The following is an 18,062-nucleotide window of genomic DNA, read 5'->3' on the forward strand; positions in this document are numbered from 1 at the left end:
GCCCGTCGTGGAGAAACCACGATGGCAAGAGCTGCCAGGAAGAAGTCCGCCGCCGTCCCAATGATCGTGTTCTCGCGGGCGCGCGATATTCCGTTCAACCGGATCAGGCTGTCGGACAGCAATGTCCGCGAGGTCGACGTCGAGGCCGGCCTGGACGAACTCACCTTCGACATCGACCGCCGCGAGGACCTCGTGCAGGGTCTCAATGTCCGTGCCATCCTCGACGCGGACGGCAACGAGACCGGCGATTTCGAGACGCCGGCGGGCGGGCGCCGCTACAGGTCGATCGCCCGGCTCGTGAAGGCGGGGCGTTTCCCCGAGGACGGGCTCGTTCCCTGCATCGTCAAGAAGGCCGACGCCAAGACCTCGGCCGTGGACGACTCGCTCGCAGAGAACGTGCTGCGGCTGGCGCTGCATCCCCTCGATCAGTTCCGCGCCTTCAAGCGCATGGTCGACGGCGGCATGTCCGAGGCGGAGGTCGCCACCGCCTACTTCACCACCGAGCGCTATGTCGCGCAGCGCCTCGCGCTCGCCAAGGTCTCGCCGAAGCTGCTGGAGGTCTATGCCGAGAACGGCATGACGCTGGCGCTGCTGGAGACCTTCACCGCGAATCCCGATCATGCCCGTCAGGAGCAGGTCTGGGATGCCGTGAGGCAGTCGCACTACCGCGAACCCTGGCACGTCCGCCAGATGCTCACCGAGACCAGCGTTCCCGCGTCCGACAAGCGCGCCATGTTCATCGGCCTCGACGCCTATGTCGCGGCCGGCGGCCCGGTGCTGCCCCGCTACCTGTTCGACGAGGAGGATGGCGGCTGGCTCGACGACGTGCCTCTGCTCGACAGGCTGGTTGCGGACAAGCTCAGGACCGTCGCCGACGAGGTGGCCTCCGAGGGCTGGAAGTGGATCGCCGTCAGCCTCGACCTCCCGCTCGGCCACGAGCGGGGCCTTCGCGTGCTCGCCGGCACCTTGCCCGAACTCACGCGGAAGGAGCGCAAGCAGCGCGAGGCGCTGCGCGACGAGTACGACGCCCTGATGGCCGAGCATGACGGCTGCGACGAGCTGCCCGACGAGATCCACCAGCGGCTCAGCGAGATCGAGGCGGCGCTTGACGCCTTCGAGAACCGCCCGGCCATCTATGACCCGGCCGAGATCGCCGGCGCCGGCGCCTTCATCTCGGTCGATTCCGATGGCGATCTTGTCGTCGAACGCGGCTATGTCCGGCCCGAGGACGAGCCGGCCGCGGCCGTCGACGGCGAAGCGCCGGAGGCCGTAGGCGCCGACGGCGACGGCACGGAGGAGCCGCGAGTCATGCGGACCGTCATCACCATCGGCGGCGAGCCTGCCGAGCCGGAGGAGGACGAGGAAGACGTCATCCGTCCCCTGTCGGAAAGGCTGGTGGCCGAGCTGACGGCGCATCGCACGCTCGCCCTGCGCGACGCCGTGGGCGCCAACCCGCAGGTCGCGCTCACGGCGCTGCTGCACAAGCTGGTGCGCGACACGTTCGGGCGCTCCACCACCGGCGCCGCGGTCGGGGCTTCCGTCCGCGAGGTCTATTTCCGCGAGCAGGGTCCGGACCTCAAGGACAGCCCCTATGCGCAGTCGGTCAAGGAGCGGCACGACGGCTGGAAGGCGGACCTTCCGTCCGACGACGACGCGCTCTGGGACTGGCTCGCCGCGCTCGACGAGGCCAGCCGCCTGGCGCTGCTCGCCCATTGCGTGAGCTACGGCGTCAACGCGCTCTACGAGCGGCCGAACCCGATCAGCGCCAGCGGCATCTCGCAGCACGGTCTCGACCTTCGCATGGCCGAGGCCGACCGGCTCGCCCGCACCACCGGCCTCGACATGATCGAGGCGGGCTTCCGGCCCACGGTCGAAAACTATCTCGGCCGCGTTCCGAAGACCCGCATCCTCGAAGCCGTCCGCGAGGGCGCCGGCGATCGCGCGGCCGACCTGATCGCCCATCTGAAGAAGGGCGACATGGCCGAGGAAGCCGAACGGCTGCTCGCTGAAACCGGCTGGCTGCCCGAGCCGCTGCGGCCGCTCGACGCCGAGCCGGAGCTTGAGGCGGGCACGGAGGGCGATGGCGAGGCGCTTCCCGCCTTCCTCGCCGGTGATGAGGAGGAGGCGGTCGGCAGCGTTGAGGGCGATCCCGAGCATCTGGTCGCCGCCGAATAGTCGCGGAGCGGCTCCGGCCGCTCCCTTCCATCCCTTCACTCTCGGCCCGGCCATGCGCCGGGCCGTTATCGTTTCAGGAGATCGACATGGCGATTCCCGACCATGCACGCACCAACTTCAAGACGCTGCTGAGAGCGGCTGGCGATGGCAACCTCGCCCTGATGGAGTGCCAGGACGCCGCGACCGGCAACCTGCGCTACGTCATCTGCGCGGTCGGCCGCGACGGCGGCGATTACGTCTTCACGCCGTTCGGCCATCTGGCCGATGGCGATCCCTACGACGCCTATCTTCCGCCGGACCCGGACGATCCGTCCGGCTTCCTGGCGCCCGACGACGGAGGCCGGTGATGCTGCACACGCTCTATCCCAATCTCGGCGTCACCCCGCTCGATACGGACCGGGCCGTGCTCCGGGCGGCGGTAAGATTTCTGTCGCCGGAAGTCCGCGCCGATCCGTGCCGGCGGCTGCTCCGCAGGATCTTCTACTGCGCGATGCTTCGCCGCCACGCGGAGATCCAGCGTGGCTTCATGCGAACCCGCCACTGACGTCGTTCCCTCCCTTTCTCCCAACCTCGCCCGGCCTCTTGCCGGGCATTTTTCGTTTCAGGAGGCTTCCATGCCCACCTTCACCATCGAGACCGCGCATGACGTGCCGGTCTACCGTCTTCGCAGCTACGAGGCCGATACCGTCGACAAGGCATGCCGGCTGGCGGTGGACGACGGCGATTGGTCGATCCGCAAGATTTCTCACGACACCCCCGGCGAAACCTTCGTCAGCGGCATCTGGGAAGGAACCGGCGCTCCCCACTCGGCCCGCAGCCTTCCGGTTCCCTCGCAATATGGCGACACCATGCGCCGGAAGGCCCGGCATTTCGAGGTGCTGCTCGGCCTTCTCAAGATGTTCGCCGCCGCCGATCCGGCAGCGCCTGAACTCGCGCTCTGGCGGCAACGTGCGGTGTCCGCAATCGCCAAGGCCGAAGCGATGATGGCCGCCGCCCGCGATCCCAAGGGGAGCGACCGCCATGCCTGAGATCGTCGAAACCACCGTCTACCGCCTCGGTGAGCTGTCCGCGGACGCGAAGGACAGGGCGCGTGCATGGTATCGCGAAGGCGCGTTCGACCATGACTTGCACGAGTTCATCTTCGATGATTTCGAGCGTGTCTGCGAGATTCTCGGCGTGCGGCTCCGGACCCGCACCGTTCCGCTCTATGGCGGCGGCACCCGTCAGAAGCCGTGCATCTACTTCTCCGGCTTCTGGAGCCAGGGCGACGGTGCTTGTTTCGAGGGAAGCTACAGCCACGCCAGGGGCGCACCGCGAAAAATCCGCGACCATGCTCCCAAGGATGGCGAGCTTCACCGGATCGCCGACGCGCTCCAGGCGATCCAGCGCCGCAACTTCTACCAGCTCCATGCCGGCGTCAGCCATCGCGGCCGCTACTGCCACGAATACTGCATGGTCATATCGGTGGAACGCGACAGTCCTATCTATCAGGACATGACCGCCGACGCCGAGGACGCCGTGACGGAGGCGCTGCGCGATCTCGCACGCTGGTTCTACCGCCAGCTTGAGCGTGAATACGAGTTTCTGTTGTCGGACGAGGTGGTCGACGAGGCCATTGCCGCGAACGAATACACCTTCACCTCATCTGGCCGCCGCTTCGGCTGATCCGCTTCCGGCAGATCGCGCGGGCGCTTGCCGGTCCCGGTGGTCCGAGAGCGAGAGGAAGGCCGGGACGGGTTCGAGCCGGTGCGGTCGAGAGAGAGCGCCGGTCGGCTCGTCCCGTTCCCGCTCTCCTTGAGGCTCCCATATGAACATGATGCCCGCTACCGTGGCCGCCAACGCTGCCGCGCCGATCCCGCTCGCCTCCGAGCCCGGCACCGCCGCCGCCATCCTCGCGGCCGCGCAGCTCCTTCTCCCCCATCTCGAACGCGGCCAGCGCATCGACGCTCCGGCGCTGCGCCACGCGATGGAAACCGCCTTCGGCGGCTCCGACGCGGCGGGCGCATGGAACTGGAAGACCGCCTACGAAGCCTGCGAGGCGGCCACGGTGCTGTTCCTGCGCAAGTTCGGCAAGGCGCTGCTCCGCAAGAGCGGCTCTCCCGCTGCGAGCCTGCCGCTGCTGGAACGCATCGCGGCGCTGATGCTGACCCACACGCGCCGCTCCGAGGAGGTGCAATCCTTCCAGCAGTTCTCGACCCCGATCCCGCTCGGCCTGGTCGCGGCCACCGCCGCCGCGATCACGCCGGCCGACCGCGTGCTGGAGCCCTCGGCCGGCACCGGCCTGCTCGCCATCCTGGCCGAGATCGCCGGGGGCACGCTCGTCCTCAACGAGCTGGCCGAGACCCGCGCCTCGCTCCTCTCCTCCCTCTTTCCGGCCCTGTCCGTCACGCGCTTCGATGCGGCCCAGATCGACGACCACCTCGACCTGGCCGTGACGCCGACCGTGGTGCTGATGAACCCGCCATTCTCGGTCATGGCGCATGTCGAGACCCGCATGGCGGACGCGGCATTCCGCCATGTCGCCTCTGCGCTGGCGCGCCTCGCTCCCGGCGGCCGCCTTGTCACCATCACCGGCGCCAACTTCGCACCCGACGCACCCGAATGGGCTTCCGCCTACGCCCGTCTGCAGGAACGCGGCCGTGTCGTATTCACGGCCGCCATCGACGGCGCCGTCTATGCCAAGCACGGCACGACGTTCCCGACGCGGCTGACCGTCATCGACAAGCAGCCGGCCGACGATCCCACAGTCTTTCCCGCGTCGCTCGGCATCGCGCCCGACGCGGATGCGCTGATGGGCTGGGTTGCCGAGCATGTGCCGGCCCGCCTGCCGGTCGATCCCGCCGTCGCGGTTCCGGTCGCCGCCACGCCCGCGCCCCGCACCGTGCGCGGCTATCTCGCCCGCTCCGCAAAGGCCGCGCCGAGGAAGCCCCTAGCCGAGCCGGAAGGCGTTGACCTCAGCTACGAGATCATCGACCGCCAGGATGCCGGGAGCGCCGGCATCACCGATTCCATCTATGAGGAATACGCGCTCCAGTCGATCCGCATCCCCGGCGCGCAGCCTCATCCGACCAAGCTGGTGCAGTCGGCGGCGATGGCGTCCGTCGCGCCGCCGAAGCCGAGCTACCGGCCGCGCCTGCCGGCCAACATCCGCGACCTCCTGTCGGATGCCCAGCTCGAAACCCTGATCTATGCCGGCGAGGCCCATTCCGATTATCTCGCCGGCGCGTGGACGGTCGATGAGACCTTCGACGTCGTGACGGCCGCTGCCGACGACGCGAGTGGTTCCGTCCGCTTCCGGCGCGGCTTCATGATCGGTGACGGCACCGGCGTCGGCAAGGGCCGCGAATCCGCGAGCATCATCCTCGACAACTGGATGAGAGGCCGCCGCAAGGCGCTGTGGATCTCGAAGTCGGACAAGCTGCTCGAAGACGCGCAACGGGATTGGTCGGCGCTCGGCATGGAGCGCCTGCTGATTACGCCGCAGTCGCGCTTCCCGCAGGGCAAGCCGATCACGCTGCCGGAAGGCATCCTGTTCACCACCTACGCCACGCTCAGGACCGACGAGCGCGGCGAGAAGGCGTCGCGCGTCCAGCAGATCGTGGACTGGCTCGGCGCCGACTGGGATGGCGTCGTCATCTTCGACGAATGCCACGCGCTTCAGAACGCCGTCGGCGGCAAGGGCGAGCGGGGCGATGCCGCTCCGTCGCAGCAGGGCCGCGCCGGGCTTCGTCTCCAGCATGCGCTTCCCGACGCCCGCGTCGTCTATGTCTCGGCGACCGGCGCCACCACGGTTCACAATTTGGCCTATGCGCAGAGGTTGGGCTTGTGGGGCGGCGAGGACTTCCCGTTCTCGACGCGGGCCGAGTTCGTCGAGGCGATTGAGGCCGGCGGTGTTGCGGCGATGGAGGTGCTGGCCCGCGACCTGCGCGCGCTCGGCCTCTACACCGCGCGCTCGCTCTCCTTCGACGGCGTGGAATACGAGCTGGTCGAGCACGAGCTAACGCCCGAGCAGACCCGCATCTACGACGCCTATGCCGGGGCGTTCGCCATCATCCACAACAACCTCGACGCCGCCATGCAGGCCGCCAACATCATCGGCGGAGGCGAAGGCGGCTCCGGCACGCTGAACAAGCAGGCAAAGTCCGCCGCGCGCTCCGCATTCGAGTCGGCCAAGCAGCGCTTCTTCGGCCATCTGCTCACCAGCATGAAGACGCCCACCCTGATCCGCTCGATCGAGCGCGATCTGGAGGCGGGCCATGCCTCCGTGGTGCAGATCGTCTCGACCGGCGAGGCGCTGATGGAGCGCAGGCTGGCGGAGCTTCCCACGGAGGAATGGAACGACGTCCGCGTTGACATAACGCCTCGCGAGTATGTCCTGGACTACCTTCGCCATTCTTTCCCGGTGCAGCTCTACGAGCCCTTCACCGACTCGGAGGGCAGGCTGTCGTCGCGGCCCGTCACGCGCGACGGCCAGCCGGTCGAGAGCCGCGAGGCCGTCGCCCGCCGGGATACGCTGATCGCGAAGCTGGCGAGCCTGCCGCCCGTTCCCGGCGCGCTCGACCAGATCGTCCAGCGCTTCGGCACCGACATCGTGGCCGAAGTCACCGGCCGGTCGCGCCGCATCGTCCGCAGGACGAGCAATGGCGGCCACGATCGGCTCGTCGTCGAGACCCGCGCCGGCTCGGCCAATCTCGCGGAGACCGCCGCCTTCATGGACGACCAGAGGCGGGTTCTGGTCTTCTCGGACGCGGGCGGAACGGGCCGCAGCTACCACGCCGAACTGTCGGCGCGGAACACACGGCTGCGCGTCCACTATCTCCTCGAACCCGGCTGGAAGGCCGACGCCGCCATCCAGGGGCTCGGCCGCACGCACCGGACCAATCAGGCGCAGCCGCCCCTGTTCCGGCCGATCGCCACCAACGTCAAGGCCGAGAAGCGGTTTCTCAGCACGATCGCGCGCCGGCTCGACACGCTGGGCGCGATCACGCGCGGCCAGCGGCAGACCGGCGGTCAGGGCCTGTTCCGCCCGGAGGACAATCTGGAATCGCATTATGCCCGCGACGCGCTGCGCCAGCTCTACATGCTGATCGTGCGCGGCAAGGTCGAGGGCTGCTCGCTGGGGAAGTTCGAGGCGTCGACCGGCCTAAAGCTGATGGATTCGACCGGCATCAAGGACGAGTTGCCGCCGATCACCACCTTCCTCAACCGGCTGCTCGCGCTCACCATCGAGATGCAAGGCATCATCTTCACCGCCTTCGAGGGGTTGCTGAACGCGCGGATCGAAGGCGCCATCGCGTCGGGCAGCTACGATGCCGGCCTGGAGACGCTGAGCGCCGAGAGCTTCGTCGTCACCGGAAGGGAGACGATCTACACGCATCCCGGCACCGGCGCCGAGACCCGGCTTCTCACCATCTCCGAGCGCAAGCGCAACCGGCCGGTCACGCTCGATGCCGCGCTCGACCATCTCCTTGACCCGCGCGCGAAGCTGCTGGTCAACGAACGCTCCGGCCGCGCCGCGGTGCGGGTCCATGCGCCGTCCGTGATGACCGACGATGGCGATGTCCAGTATCGCGTCCGGCTGATCCGGCCGATGGAGGCTCACACCATCCCGTTCGGTGCGATGGTCGGAAGCCATTGGGTCGAGGCGGACCGAGACGCCTTCGCATCGGTCTGGCAGGCAGAGGTGGCGGAGGTGCCGGAGTTCTCGGATTCCACCATCCACATCGTCACCGGCCTGCTGCTGCCGATCTGGCGACGCCTGCCCAACGAGTCCTCGCGCGTCTACCGGCTTCAGACCGATGACGGCGAGCGCATCATCGGCCGCAGGGTCTCGCCGGCATGGGCGGCGAACGCGGTGACGACCGGATCGGTCTCGCTCTCTGCCGACGAGGCGTTCGCGGCGCTGATGGAGGGGAGGACCATCATCGACCTCGACGATGGGCTCCAGCTTCGCCGCGTCCGCGTCATGGGCGCCCACCGCATCGAGCTGTCGGGCTTCACCGACACGATGCGCGAGCGTCTCTCGGCCTACGGCTTGTTCCACGAGATCATCTCGTGGAAACTACGCATGTTCGTTCCCACCGACGCGAGCGGGGTCGCGGTGCTGGCGAGGCTGCTCGACCGATGGTCGGTCGAGCGCTTCAGCGAACGGGAGGCCGCATAATGCCCCGTCTCGACGCTTCCGAGCTTGCCCGCCGTCTCGGCCTCCATGCCGAGGCGGCTTGCCGCCACTATCTGTCCAACGGACGACGCCAGGGCAATTACTGGCTGGTCGGGGACGCCCGGAACCTGCCCGGCCGCTCCACCTTCGTCCGGCTGCGCAGCTCGGCCAAGGGACCGCCCGGCCACTGGACCGATGCCGCCACCGGCGAGCATGGCGACATGCTCGATATTGTCCGCGAAAGCCTCGGCCTCGTCGACTTCAAGGACATAGCCGACGAGGCGCGACGCTTCCTCAGCCTGCCTCATCCCGAACCGGACACCGGAACGGCGGCCGGGAAGGCGAGCCGGCGCGCATCCGGCTCGCCCGAAGCGGCACGGCGCCTGTTCGGCATATCGAAGCCGATCCGCGGCACGCTCGCGCAAACCTATTTGCGCCGGCGCGGCATCACGGACCTCTCCGGCATCTCCAGCCTACGGTTCCATCCGCGCTGCTATTACCGGCCTGACGAGCACAGCCCGAGAAAGACCTTGCCGGCGTTGATCGCCGCCGTCACCGACCTTGACGGCCGGCTTACCGGGGCGCATCGCACCTGGCTCGCGCCGGACGGATCGGGGAAGGCTGCCGTCGACACGCCGAGGCGGGCGATGGGCGACCTGCTCGGCCACGGCATCCGCTTCGGCGCGTCGGACGATGTGCTGGCGGCCGGCGAAGGCATCGAGACGGTGCTGTCGCCCCGCATGGTCCTGCCCATGATGCCGATGCTGGCGGCGACCTCGGCCGCCCATCTCGCCGCGATCCTGTTCCCGGCGACGCTGCGCAGGCTCTACATCCTGCGCGACCGCGATCCGGCCGGCGACGGTGCGCGGGACCGTCTGGTCGAGCGGGCGGCGAGCGCCGGGATCGAGGCGATCGTGCTGTCGCCACGGCTCGAGGACTTCAACGAGGATCTGCGGCTCCACGGCCCGGAGGCCCTTCGGGCGCAGATGCGGCCTCAGCTCGTCCATGAGGACGCCAGCCGCTTCATGGCCCTGGCGGCATAGTCGGGATCGGGGATGGAGCAGGCGGCGCGGCCGCCGTCCCCGGTTCGCTTCCGCGCGGCTCCCGCGATCGTCGGCAGAGACCGCCACCCGGCCTTCCCAGAGGGCGATCGAGCCCACAAACGGCCCGGACAAGCAATGGCGGCGCTCCGGCTATCGTCCGCCGGCGGGGCGAGCCCCGCCTTTGCATCGCGAAACAAGATTGCCGGGCTTAGCCATCAAGGCCCTCGCGAGCGAGGGCTGCCAGTCCGGGCCGCCCGTGGGCTTCCGACGCCATGAAGGCCGCGAGGGTCGCGGTCGGACCGACGAAGGAGACCACGCAGATGGGAAGCGAACACGAAGACGGCTTCGAGCCGCAGCACGCCTCATCCCCAACCGACCGCCTGCTCACCGAACTCCAGCTCTATGGCTGGCGCCCCTTCGAGGACGAGCCCGGTCCGAGGCCGCTGCCCGAGGGCAGCACGGTGGCCGGAGCCATCGCAGACATCTTCGACGCCCTCATCGCCACGCTTGGCGACACCCGCCTCGAACCCGATCTCGACGACCTGCTCTGGTCGACCGTCAATCTCTTCCACCGCGCCGTCCAGCGGATCGAGCGCACGCTGGACGACAACGAGCAGTCCCAGCGCCGCCTCCAGCGGGAACAGGACGGCACCGAGATCAAGGCGGTCGAGCTGGAGCGCCTTACGGCCGAGGGCCAGACCATGATCGAGCGGCGCGACGCCTTCGAGCTGATGCGCGACCAGGCCGCCGAACACTACGAGCGCCACACCGGCTCAAGCTGGCGGCCGCGTTCCGGCTCGATGGTCAACCACCGCAACCTGACCTCGGCGCTGGTCGACAGCCGCGACTTCATCTCCGCCCGCCGCAGGGCGGACGCCGAGGTGCTGATCCCGGCAGGCCCGAGGATCGCGGTCTCCGGCGCCAACACCTTCAACGACCACGCTCTCATCTGGGGCGTGCTCGACAAGGTTCACGCCAAGTATCCGCAGATGGTCCTCCTGCATGGCGGCGCCAGGACCGGCACCGACCTGATCGCCGACAAGTGGGCGGCGAACCGCAAGGTGCCGACCGTTCCGTTCCCGCCCGACTTCGCCAAGTATCCGGCGAAGCAGGCGCCCTTCAAGCGCAACGACACCGTGCTCGAAACGCTTCCGATCGGCGTCATCGTCTTTCCCGGCGGCGGCATCCAGGGCAACCTTGCCGACAAGGCGAGGAAGCTCGGCATCAACGTCTACGATTTCCGCGATCGGGGTGGCGCTTAGGCGCCGCCGCTTGACGATCGCCAGCAAAAGGAGTCAAATCCGTGCATCCTCGCAGCACCGGCATAGAAGCAAAGTCGCAGGCGGAGCGTATCGTCGGACAGCCTGTCGTGATCCTTGGACCGATCATCCGGAGGCTTCCATGACCCTCATCCTGCTTGCCGTCTCGCTGTCGATCGCGCTCACCATGATCGCATGGCACTTCGCGGTCTACGCCCTCCCGTTCATGGTCGGGCTTGCCGCGTTCCGCTACGTCCATGCGGTCGATGCGGGGATTGCCATGTCCATCGTCGCCGCGCTCGGCGCTGCCGGCCTTTCCGTTCTGGTCGCCGCCGCCGTCCTCGCCTTCGTGCGGGCACCCCTCCTGCGTCTTCCCGTCCTCGTGCTATTCGCCGCGCCCGCCGCCCTGGCAGGCTATGCGGTGGTGCATGGCGTCGCGCAGAACGTCATCGAGTCGACGGTTGCGCTAAATCTTCTATGCGGCACCGGCGGCCTGTTCGTCGGCATCGCCGCGCTGTTGAACATCAGCGCCCACGCCGCCGCCTTCACGCCGCGCTGAAGCCTTCTATCGCCCCTCCGGGCGGACTTGATCAGATCGCTGCCGGGAAATGGTTCACATGGTCGACGCCGATGGGTCACGCGAGCCCGACACTCACGTTTCCAAAGAACGGAGCAGTTCTTCCCGATTCAACTCAGCCTTCTCGTCAATCAGATCAAGATACCGCTCCACCGCCTTGGCAACGCTTAGCCGAATGTGCCCGAGGTCATCCCACGAGATCGTCCCATTCGGATGGCCGAGACTGTGCAGATACTCGTCTCTCAACGTGTAACCGCGCTCCAGCCAGTCCGCTTCGTTGTCGTCATCAACGAGACGTCTGTATCTGCGCTTCATCTTCTCGCGGCCGCGATGTTCCCTGAGCATCAAGGTCGCCTCGATACAGCTTATGTTCACAACGATCTCGTCGATCCCTTCTTCCGAGAGAGCTTTGACGAAGAAGTGCTTAGTCAGCGGATGTAAGATCGCTCTCTCTGTGCCTCGCTTTGCAAGCACCTTTTGAAGCAACCGCCATCGCTGTTCGAGTGTGTCGAGTTGTTGTCGGCCAAGCTCGAAAGACTCCGACCGATCGGGAACTTCGATCTCCTCGTCCGGATGACCGATGAGGGTCCAGGTCATAGCCGCCGCGTCGGGCGCGCGCGGCGCGTCAGCGAACGGATCGTCGGAGAACGAATAGACCCAGGGAACGTCAAACGGTTCCCACGAGCCGTCAATCGACTCCTTGCTAAGACACAAAAGCAGCACAAATAGCGCGTCCTCCACAGGCGACGGAAACGTCGGCTCGAACACTGGAACCTTGCCGATCTCATCCCATCGCTTGTGAAGCACGCCAAGCCAAGTGCGTTCCCATAGCGCACCAGCCGGCTCGGACTCGCTCGTGACAAGCCAATAGAACCCATCCAATCTTTCGACGGGAAATTGCTGCCAACGGCCGAAGCGTTTTAGCGCATCATGCCGCACGCGCCGACCGAGTTCCCCGCGTCTGAGAAGGGCGATCTCGTTCGTCCCGAAACGCACATTCTCGACGCTTTGGTGCGGCCGCTGACTTGAATCGTCCAGATCGAGGCGATCGAGGGGCGCGTAATGGAATCGCGTCACTTCCTCGACCAAGAAAGCGCGATGCAGCTTCCGTGCTGTGTCATCGGCAGTTTGCAGGCTGCCTGAATGCCAAGGTGCCTCATTCCAGCGGAAGAAGTTTTCGAGTGCCGTCCGCAGTTCCTTTCGCGATGAATCACCGGAAGGACGTTTCGAGAGCCGAGAACCGCTCATGTCGGGATAGATCAAAGCGCAATTGCTCTCAAGCAACCGAAATGCTGCCGAGCTATAAGCTTCTTCCTCCGTTCGGCATGCCGCACGCCAAAGGTCGGCGACAGCCAGCCGTATCGCTTCAGGTGCCTCCTCTGTTTCCTTACCCAAGGTCGTTCCCTCCAGCCACGCCATCATCGCACTTTCCGATGAAATCAAAAATGGCCAATCGGCGATGCAAGTGGCCGCTCCCATGACAAAGGGCCTCGACGGCATCTCCACCAGCTCTCCGAACCTCGCCCATGACGGGCTGGCCGCCGGTATCCGCTCCGTCTTCGCATCGCCGTCTCCGCATCTAGCCGGCGCGGGACGTCCCAATCAGCGTGATCGCGTCTTTGGTGCTCTCGACGCCTTCCCGGTCGGCCCACCGTGGCGTGGCAGCGCGGCGAGCCGGAGCCATGCTTCATCCCTTCAGGCGCGCACGAGCCGTCACCGTTGCCCCGGAGATGGTAACGGCGCCATTCGCCCGGACGCCGGTGCCGGCGCTGTTCCTCATCAGCAATCCGAGATCGGCATGCGCTTGAGACAGGCGCGGCGATCGCGCTGTTTCCCGAGATGGCGCGGGTAAGAGGCCACGACCGATGGCCGGGCCGGCAAGGAGGAAGGTTCTGCGGTTTCTCCGTGATGCGTTCGCGGAAGGACATGCCCTCCGACTGACTGATCCCCTACGGCCGAGCGGTTTCCGCCCTCAACCCCCGCGGCTCCGGACCGTGTTGGCGCGAAGCGCCTGCCCGCCCCACTCCGGGCCTTAAGGGTTGCTGTCGGCTCCCGGCGACCGTGGCCGGGTCTCGTCGGAGGGACGGTCCCTCCGATTGAAGCAACGGAGAACTACCATGCAGAACATCGTCATTCTTGCCGGCAACATCGGTCAGGACCCCGAGGGCCGCACCACCATCAACAACACCCGCATCGTCCACTTCACCCTAGCCACCTCGCGCCCCCGCTACGCGGAAGGCAAGGTTCTGCGGGACAAGGACGGCTACCGGGTCCAGGAGACCGAATGGCACCGCATCACCTGCTTCAACGGCCTCGGCAAGACGGTCGAGCAGCATTGCCAGAAGGGCATGAAGGTGCTGGTCCGGGGCCGCATCCACTACACGAAGTGGACCGACCGGGAAGGCGTCGAGCGCTACAGCACGGAGATCATCGCCGAGACGGTGGACTTCCTGAGCTGGCCGAAGCGGGAGGACGACAGCCGCGGCGCCAACGATCCCGACGACGAGATCCCGTTCTGAAAGGAGGTGTCGAGAGCCCGGCGGCGAAAGCCGCCGGGCCTTCTTCATGTTCGCGGCCAGAAACTTCGCGACCCGGCTTCGAGCCTTCCCGCAACGCTCACTCGACGTCTCGCCCTGTCTGGGCCGAGCATATCCGCCGCCGATCCTCTGCCAGGTGGCGGGCAGGCATCGACGGCGTGCCACCCGCGCGCACGCCCGAGCGTGGCATTGACGCGAGGCCGAACCTACCGGCGCATCCGGGCGAGGACGTGCAGCTCCGTGGGGAGGAATGCCACCCCGCTCTTTGAGGCTTACCTTCGTTCCAGTCGCGGCCTTCCACGATCAACCCCAAGGGGTCGGACTATGCACGGCATGCCGCCGCCGGAGGCTTCGCCCCGGCGGTGATCGCGGCCGCGGCCGAAACCCATCGGGCGCCTGTCGAGCGGGGATGGCCCCCGCTCCAGATCAGGAGCCGCAGCAATGTCCCTTCCAGACGCACAAGCCTTCGCCTTCAGCCTCGCCGCCACCCTGCTGGTCACGATCGTCATCTTTCGCGCCGGCGACGGCACGGTCGGCGTTTATCTGAACAGTCAAGCTGTCTCACTGGCATTTCGCTGAGCTCGCCGGCTCCCGGAACAGCGTCTCGATCAGCGGACATTCCCGCCGATTGCCTTCTGTGCATTGGGCCACCACGTCCTTCAGCACTCGCTCCATGCGTTTCAGGTCGGCGATCTTTTCACGCACGTCGTCGAGATGCGCGGCGGCAACGGCGCTTGCCTCGGCGCAGGGCTGGTCGCGCTCGTCGACGAGGCGCAGCAGTTCACGGACTTCATCGAGGGAGAAGCCGAGCTCGCGCGCCCGCAAGACGAAGCGAAGCCGTCGCTCGTGGGTGCTGTCGTAGCTGCGATAGCCGCTCGCCGTGCGCGGCGGCTCCGGCAGGAGGCCGACCTTCTCGTAATAGCGGACCGTCTCCAGATTGCACCCTGTGCGCTGTGCGAGTTCGGCGCGCTTGAGGCCTTTCACGCCAGCGTGATCGCGCATCCAAAAATACCCCTTGACCCTGTAGTTGCTACAGACCGCACATTAGCGCCTGGATAGGTTTTCGACAAGAAGAGCGAGGTCGAACATGAATGCATCCCGACACGGACCAGCAGACGTTGCACCGACTGCGGCAAACCTGACGACGCCAGAGCGAAGCGAGGCCGGGCGACAGCGCCTGGTCGCCGTCGGCGGCATACTCGGCGCCATCGCCGCCTCGTCCTGTTGCATCATTCCGCTCGTCCTGTTCAGCCTCGGCATCGGCGGCGCCTGGATCGGCAATCTGACGGCGCTTGCGCCCTACAAGCCACTGTTTGTCGCCGCAACGGCGGGCATGCTCGGCTACGGCTTCTACCTTGTCTACTGGAAGCCGCGACAGGCCTGTGCCGATGGGGCTGCCTGCACGCGCGCCGTCCCCAGCCGCCTCGTTCAGATCGCGCTCTGGTTCGCGACCGTACTCGTCGCCGCTGCTTTCGCCTTCGACTACGTCGCGCCGCTGCTGCTTTCCGCCTGACACCAAGAGGAGACTACCCCATGAGGAAGAGTTTGAGCGCTTTCACTTTGATCGCGTCGGTGATGACTGCGCCTGCCGCCTTCGCCGCCGAACGCACTGTGACGTTTGCCGTCGACAACATGACCTGCGCCTCGTGCCCCTACATCGTGAAGACCACGATGGCGGCAATCCCCGGTGTCGCGAAGGTGACCGTCTCCTTCGAGGCGAAGTCCGCGACCGTGACCTTCGACGACGCTAAGACGAGCACCGATGCCATCGCAGCCGCCAGCATGAATGCTGGTTATCCGGCCCACCCGACGCAGCAAGGCAGCTAGATGACTGATCGCGCCGTAATCCGCGCAGGTGCCGTTGGCGCCGTCCTCGCCGCGATCTGCTGCGCGGCGCCGCTCCTCGCCGTCGGCCTGTCTCTGGCGGGTCTTGGCACGTGGCTGACAGGTGTGGGTGCAGTGGTGCTTCCCCTGATCGTCGCGGGCTTCGGCTTCGGCGCGTGGGGGCCCCATCATCGCCGGGCAAGAGCCACGGCCTATGAGACGAAGATTCGCAAGGAAGGCGTGAAGCCATGAACGATTGCTGTGCAACCTCCTCCCGGGACAACCCGGCCGTTTCTCAGCCCGCGACACTGGCGAGCTTTGCCGTTCGACCGGGCGTAACGTTTCCGGATTGGTCGGCGGTCACGTCGCCTGTGGTCAAGAACGCTCTGCAGGCGATGGTCGGGTCCGACCACGTGCTCAATCGCTGGAGCGGTTACGATCCCGCCACCGACAGGGTGCGTGTTGCGTTGCTCCGACTCTACGCCGACCACGGGGGTGCCCCGACCATAAGCGCGCTTGCGGAGCGTACAAAACTCAGTGAGATGGTCATCCGGCCACTGCTCGACGAGCTCCGCCGGCGCGACCTCGTCGTTCTCGATGGCGAGCTGATCGTCGGCGCCTATCCGTTCAGCGATCATAACACCGGCCATCGGGTCACTCTGGACGGACGCACGCTGAATGCAATGTGCGCGGTCGACGCGCTGGGCATCGGTGCCATGACCGATCGCGACACCGCGATCGCCTCGCCCTGCGGCCATTGCGGCGCACTGATCCGGATCACCACGCAGGACCGAGGGCGGGCACTCGCCGACGTCGAGCCACAGTCGGCCGTCATGTGGCAGAGCGTCCGTTATGAAGGCGGCTGCGCCGCGAGCTCGCTCTGCGCGACGACCGCTTTTTTCTGCTCGGACGAGCATCTTTCCGCCTGGCGCGACGAACGTTCCACCGACGAGCCAGGTTTCCGGCTGTCGATCGAGGAAGGACTGGAAGCCGGCCGTGCTCTGTTCGGGCCGAGCCTCGCTGGTCTCGATGTGGCGTCGAAGAGCCTGGTGGTCGCCAACCGACCCTTGCGCACAAACGGTCGCAATGGAGGCGCTTACGATCTCGTCGTCATCGGCGCCGGCTCGGCCGGCTTCTCGGCCTCGATCACGGCCGCCGATCAGGGCGCACAGGTGGCGCTCATCGGCAGTGGCACCATCGGCGGCACCTGCGTCAATGTCGGCTGCGTGCCGTCGAAGACCCTGATCCGCGCGGCCGAGACGCTTCATAACGCTCGCGTGGCGGCACGTTTTGCCGGCATTACTGCTGAAGCCGAACTGACAGACTGGCGCGGAACCGTTCGTCAGAAGGACACGCTCGTGTCTGGGCTGCGCCAGGCCAAATACGCGGACCTGCTCCCCGCGTACAATGGTATCGCCTATCGCGACGGGCCGGCTCGCCTCCTCGACGGCGGTGTCGAAGTTGACGGCGCGCGTATTGCCGCTGGCAAGATCATTATCGCAACCGGCGCGCGGCCGGCAGTTCCTGCTATTCCTGGCCTCGAGACCGTACCGTATCTCACCAGTACGACGGCGCTCGACCTCGAGGAACTGCCGCGATCGCTGCTGGTGATCGGCGGCGGTTATATCGGCGCGGAGCTCGCCCAGATGTTCGCCCGTGCCGGCGTCAAGGTGACCCTCGTCTGCCGGTCCCGACTGCTCCCCGAGGCCGAGCCCGAGATCGGCGCGGCGCTCACGGGGTATTTCGAGGATGAAGGCATCACCGTTATCTCCGGCATCGCTTACCGCGCGATCCGCAAAACCGAGGGCCGAGCGTCACTGACCGTCACGCGTGACGGTCACGATGTCCAGATCGACGCCGATCAGGTGCTGATCACCACGGGCCGCACGCCCAACATCGAAGGCCTTGGGCTGGCCGAGCACGGGATCACCGTCTCGGCGAAGGGCGGCATCGTGGTCGACGACCGCATGCGCACGACCAAGGCTGGCGTCTATGCCGCCGGCGACGTCACCGGCCGCGACCAGTTCGTCTACATGGCCGCCTATGGCGCCAAGCTCGCCGCCAAGAACGCCCTCAATGGCGACAGCCTGCGCTACGATAACAGCGCCATGCCCGCTATCGTCTTCACCGATCCGCAGGTCGCAAGCGTAGGTCTCACCGAGGCGGCGGCGCGTGCGGCCGGGCATGAGATCCGCGTTTCGACGATCGGTCTCGATCAGGTGCCGCGCGCACTCGCCGCCCGCGACACTCGTGGGCTTATCAAGCTCGTGGCCGATGCTGCTGGCGGTCGTTTGCTCGGCGCCCACATCCTCGCGCCGGAAGGTGCCGACAGCATTCAGACCGCGGCTCTCGCGATCCGCCAGGGTCTCACCGTCGATGACCTCGCGGACACGATCTTTCCTTACCTCACCACGGTCGAGGGGCTGAAGCTCGCAGCACTTTCGTTCGGCAAGGACATCGCCAAACTCTCCTGCTGCGCCGGGTGAG

At 66.9% G+C, this 18,062-nt stretch carries 17 protein-coding genes; 15 read left to right on the plus strand and 2 right to left on the minus strand.

Going from position 1 to position 18,062, the window contains the following annotated elements:
• The first annotated feature begins 21 nt into the window (after positions 1 to 21).
• The 9 genes from D5400_RS00695 (at position 22) to D5400_RS00735 (ending at position 11,196) form a co-directional block, all read left to right on the plus strand.
• Entirely contained in the window at positions 22 to 2,175 is a 2,154-nt protein-coding gene (locus tag D5400_RS00695; RefSeq protein ID WP_126006704.1) for a ParB/RepB/Spo0J family partition protein, read from the plus strand.
• Positions 2,176 to 2,261: 86 nt separating this feature from the next.
• Positions 2,262 to 2,522 (plus strand): DUF6117 family protein, encoded by a 261-nt coding sequence (locus D5400_RS00700; protein WP_126006706.1) that lies wholly within the window; start codon positions 2,262 to 2,264, stop codon positions 2,520 to 2,522.
• Positions 2,522 to 2,719, plus strand: a complete 198-nt coding sequence (locus D5400_RS00705; RefSeq protein ID WP_126006708.1) for a hypothetical protein — start codon at positions 2,522 to 2,524, stop codon at positions 2,717 to 2,719. The genes D5400_RS00700 and D5400_RS00705 overlap by 1 nt, the downstream gene beginning before the upstream one ends.
• Positions 2,720 to 2,789: 70 nt before the next feature.
• The gene (locus D5400_RS00710) at positions 2,790 to 3,203 is read left to right on the plus strand and encodes a hypothetical protein (RefSeq protein ID WP_126006710.1); all 414 of its coding nucleotides are present in this window, start codon (positions 2,790 to 2,792) and stop codon (positions 3,201 to 3,203) included.
• A complete protein-coding gene (locus D5400_RS00715) occupies positions 3,196 to 3,840 on the plus strand; it encodes an antitoxin of toxin-antitoxin stability system (protein ID WP_126006712.1) in 645 nt (214 codons plus the stop codon). The genes D5400_RS00710 and D5400_RS00715 overlap by 8 nt, the downstream gene beginning before the upstream one ends.
• Before the next feature lie 148 nt (positions 3,841 to 3,988).
• Positions 3,989 to 8,338: a strawberry notch-like NTP hydrolase domain-containing protein gene (locus tag D5400_RS00720; RefSeq protein WP_425364943.1), complete on the plus strand. Its 4,350-nt coding sequence runs from the start codon at positions 3,989 to 3,991 to the stop codon at positions 8,336 to 8,338.
• Positions 8,338 to 9,378 carry a DUF7146 domain-containing protein gene (locus D5400_RS00725; RefSeq protein WP_126006716.1) on the plus strand — a complete coding sequence of 347 codons (1,041 nt, stop codon included), beginning with the start codon at positions 8,338 to 8,340 and terminating at the stop codon, positions 9,376 to 9,378. The genes D5400_RS00720 and D5400_RS00725 overlap by 1 nt, the downstream gene beginning before the upstream one ends.
• Positions 9,379 to 9,698: 320 nt before the next feature.
• Positions 9,699 to 10,640: a DUF2493 domain-containing protein gene (locus D5400_RS00730; protein WP_201744832.1), complete on the plus strand. Its 942-nt coding sequence runs from the start codon at positions 9,699 to 9,701 to the stop codon at positions 10,638 to 10,640.
• A 139-nt stretch (positions 10,641 to 10,779) separates the two neighbouring features.
• Complete coding sequence (locus tag D5400_RS00735) at positions 10,780 to 11,196, plus strand: hypothetical protein (protein WP_126006720.1); 417 nt, start codon at positions 10,780 to 10,782, stop codon at positions 11,194 to 11,196.
• Positions 11,197 to 11,289: 93 nt separating this feature from the next.
• Here the strand turns inward: D5400_RS00735 and D5400_RS00740 are convergent, their stop codons facing one another.
• Complete coding sequence (locus D5400_RS00740; RefSeq protein WP_126006722.1) at positions 11,290 to 12,693, minus strand: hypothetical protein; 1,404 nt, start codon at positions 12,691 to 12,693, stop codon at positions 11,290 to 11,292.
• 638 nt (positions 12,694 to 13,331) lie between these two features.
• Here D5400_RS00740 and D5400_RS00745 point away from each other — a divergent pair.
• Together D5400_RS00745 and D5400_RS21025 are read left to right on the plus strand one after the other, a co-directional pair.
• Positions 13,332 to 13,733, plus strand: coding sequence for a single-stranded DNA-binding protein (locus D5400_RS00745; RefSeq protein WP_126006724.1), 402 nt, complete (start codon positions 13,332 to 13,334; stop codon positions 13,731 to 13,733).
• 459 nt (positions 13,734 to 14,192) lie between these two features.
• A complete protein-coding gene (locus D5400_RS21025; RefSeq protein ID WP_164527749.1) occupies positions 14,193 to 14,330 on the plus strand; it encodes a hypothetical protein in 138 nt (45 codons plus the stop codon).
• Here the strand turns inward: D5400_RS21025 and D5400_RS00750 are convergent.
• Positions 14,313 to 14,753 (minus strand): MerR family transcriptional regulator, encoded by a 441-nt coding sequence (locus tag D5400_RS00750; RefSeq protein ID WP_012092599.1) that lies wholly within the window; start codon positions 14,751 to 14,753, stop codon positions 14,313 to 14,315. The genes D5400_RS21025 and D5400_RS00750 overlap by 18 nt on opposite strands.
• 85 nt (positions 14,754 to 14,838) lie before the next feature.
• Between D5400_RS00750 and D5400_RS00755 the strand changes: the two genes are divergently transcribed.
• From D5400_RS00755 to merBA, 4 genes are read left to right on the plus strand one after another with little or no spacing between them, the layout of a single operon-like run.
• Entirely contained in the window at positions 14,839 to 15,264 is a 426-nt protein-coding gene (locus tag D5400_RS00755; RefSeq protein WP_012092600.1) for a mercuric transporter MerT family protein, read from the plus strand.
• A 20-nt stretch (positions 15,265 to 15,284) separates the two neighbouring features.
• Positions 15,285 to 15,578, plus strand: a complete 294-nt coding sequence (locus tag D5400_RS00760) for a heavy-metal-associated domain-containing protein (protein WP_012092601.1) — start codon at positions 15,285 to 15,287, stop codon at positions 15,576 to 15,578.
• On the plus strand, positions 15,579 to 15,827 hold the full coding sequence (locus D5400_RS00765; RefSeq protein ID WP_012092602.1) for a hypothetical protein: 249 nt from the start codon (positions 15,579 to 15,581) through the stop codon (positions 15,825 to 15,827). It abuts the gene before it with no gap.
• On the plus strand, positions 15,824 to 18,061 hold the full coding sequence (gene merBA, locus D5400_RS00770) for a bifunctional organomercurial lyase/mercury(II) reductase MerBA (protein WP_012092603.1): 2,238 nt from the start codon (positions 15,824 to 15,826) through the stop codon (positions 18,059 to 18,061). The genes D5400_RS00765 and merBA overlap by 4 nt, the downstream gene beginning before the upstream one ends.
• Position 18,062: the final 1 nt, after the last annotated feature.

Origin of the sequence: Georhizobium profundi, assembly GCF_003952725.1 — a bacterium.
Taxonomy (GTDB): Bacteria; Pseudomonadota; Alphaproteobacteria; order Rhizobiales; family Rhizobiaceae; genus Georhizobium; species Georhizobium profundi.

Bases quoted from the DNA above. Each gene is read 5' to 3' on its own strand.
- D5400_RS00760 (WP_012092601.1), top strand. From the start codon at position 15,285: ATGAGGAAGAGTTTGAGCGCTTTCACTTTGATCGCGTCGGTGATGACT.
- D5400_RS00740 (WP_126006722.1), bottom strand. From the start codon at position 12,693: ATGGGAGCGGCCACTTGCATCGCCGATTGGCCATTTTTGATTTCATCG.
- D5400_RS00700 (WP_126006706.1), top strand. From the start codon at position 2,262: ATGGCGATTCCCGACCATGCACGCACCAACTTCAAGACGCTGCTGAGA.
- D5400_RS00725 (WP_126006716.1), top strand. From the start codon at position 8,338: ATGCCCCGTCTCGACGCTTCCGAGCTTGCCCGCCGTCTCGGCCTCCAT.
- D5400_RS00750 (WP_012092599.1), bottom strand. From the start codon at position 14,753: ATGCGCGATCACGCTGGCGTGAAAGGCCTCAAGCGCGCCGAACTCGCA.
- D5400_RS00755 (WP_012092600.1), top strand. From the start codon at position 14,839: ATGAATGCATCCCGACACGGACCAGCAGACGTTGCACCGACTGCGGCA.
- D5400_RS00705 (WP_126006708.1), top strand. From the start codon at position 2,522: ATGCTGCACACGCTCTATCCCAATCTCGGCGTCACCCCGCTCGATACG.
- D5400_RS00695 (WP_126006704.1), top strand. From the start codon at position 22: ATGGCAAGAGCTGCCAGGAAGAAGTCCGCCGCCGTCCCAATGATCGTG.
- merBA (WP_012092603.1), top strand. From the start codon at position 15,824: ATGAACGATTGCTGTGCAACCTCCTCCCGGGACAACCCGGCCGTTTCT.
- D5400_RS00735 (WP_126006720.1), top strand. From the start codon at position 10,780: ATGACCCTCATCCTGCTTGCCGTCTCGCTGTCGATCGCGCTCACCATG.
- D5400_RS00720 (WP_425364943.1), top strand. From the start codon at position 3,989: ATGATGCCCGCTACCGTGGCCGCCAACGCTGCCGCGCCGATCCCGCTC.
- D5400_RS00715 (WP_126006712.1), top strand. From the start codon at position 3,196: ATGCCTGAGATCGTCGAAACCACCGTCTACCGCCTCGGTGAGCTGTCC.
- D5400_RS00765 (WP_012092602.1), top strand. From the start codon at position 15,579: ATGACTGATCGCGCCGTAATCCGCGCAGGTGCCGTTGGCGCCGTCCTC.
- D5400_RS00745 (WP_126006724.1), top strand. From the start codon at position 13,332: ATGCAGAACATCGTCATTCTTGCCGGCAACATCGGTCAGGACCCCGAG.
- D5400_RS00730 (WP_201744832.1), top strand. From the start codon at position 9,699: ATGGGAAGCGAACACGAAGACGGCTTCGAGCCGCAGCACGCCTCATCC.
- D5400_RS00710 (WP_126006710.1), top strand. From the start codon at position 2,790: ATGCCCACCTTCACCATCGAGACCGCGCATGACGTGCCGGTCTACCGT.
- D5400_RS21025 (WP_164527749.1), top strand. From the start codon at position 14,193: ATGTCCCTTCCAGACGCACAAGCCTTCGCCTTCAGCCTCGCCGCCACC.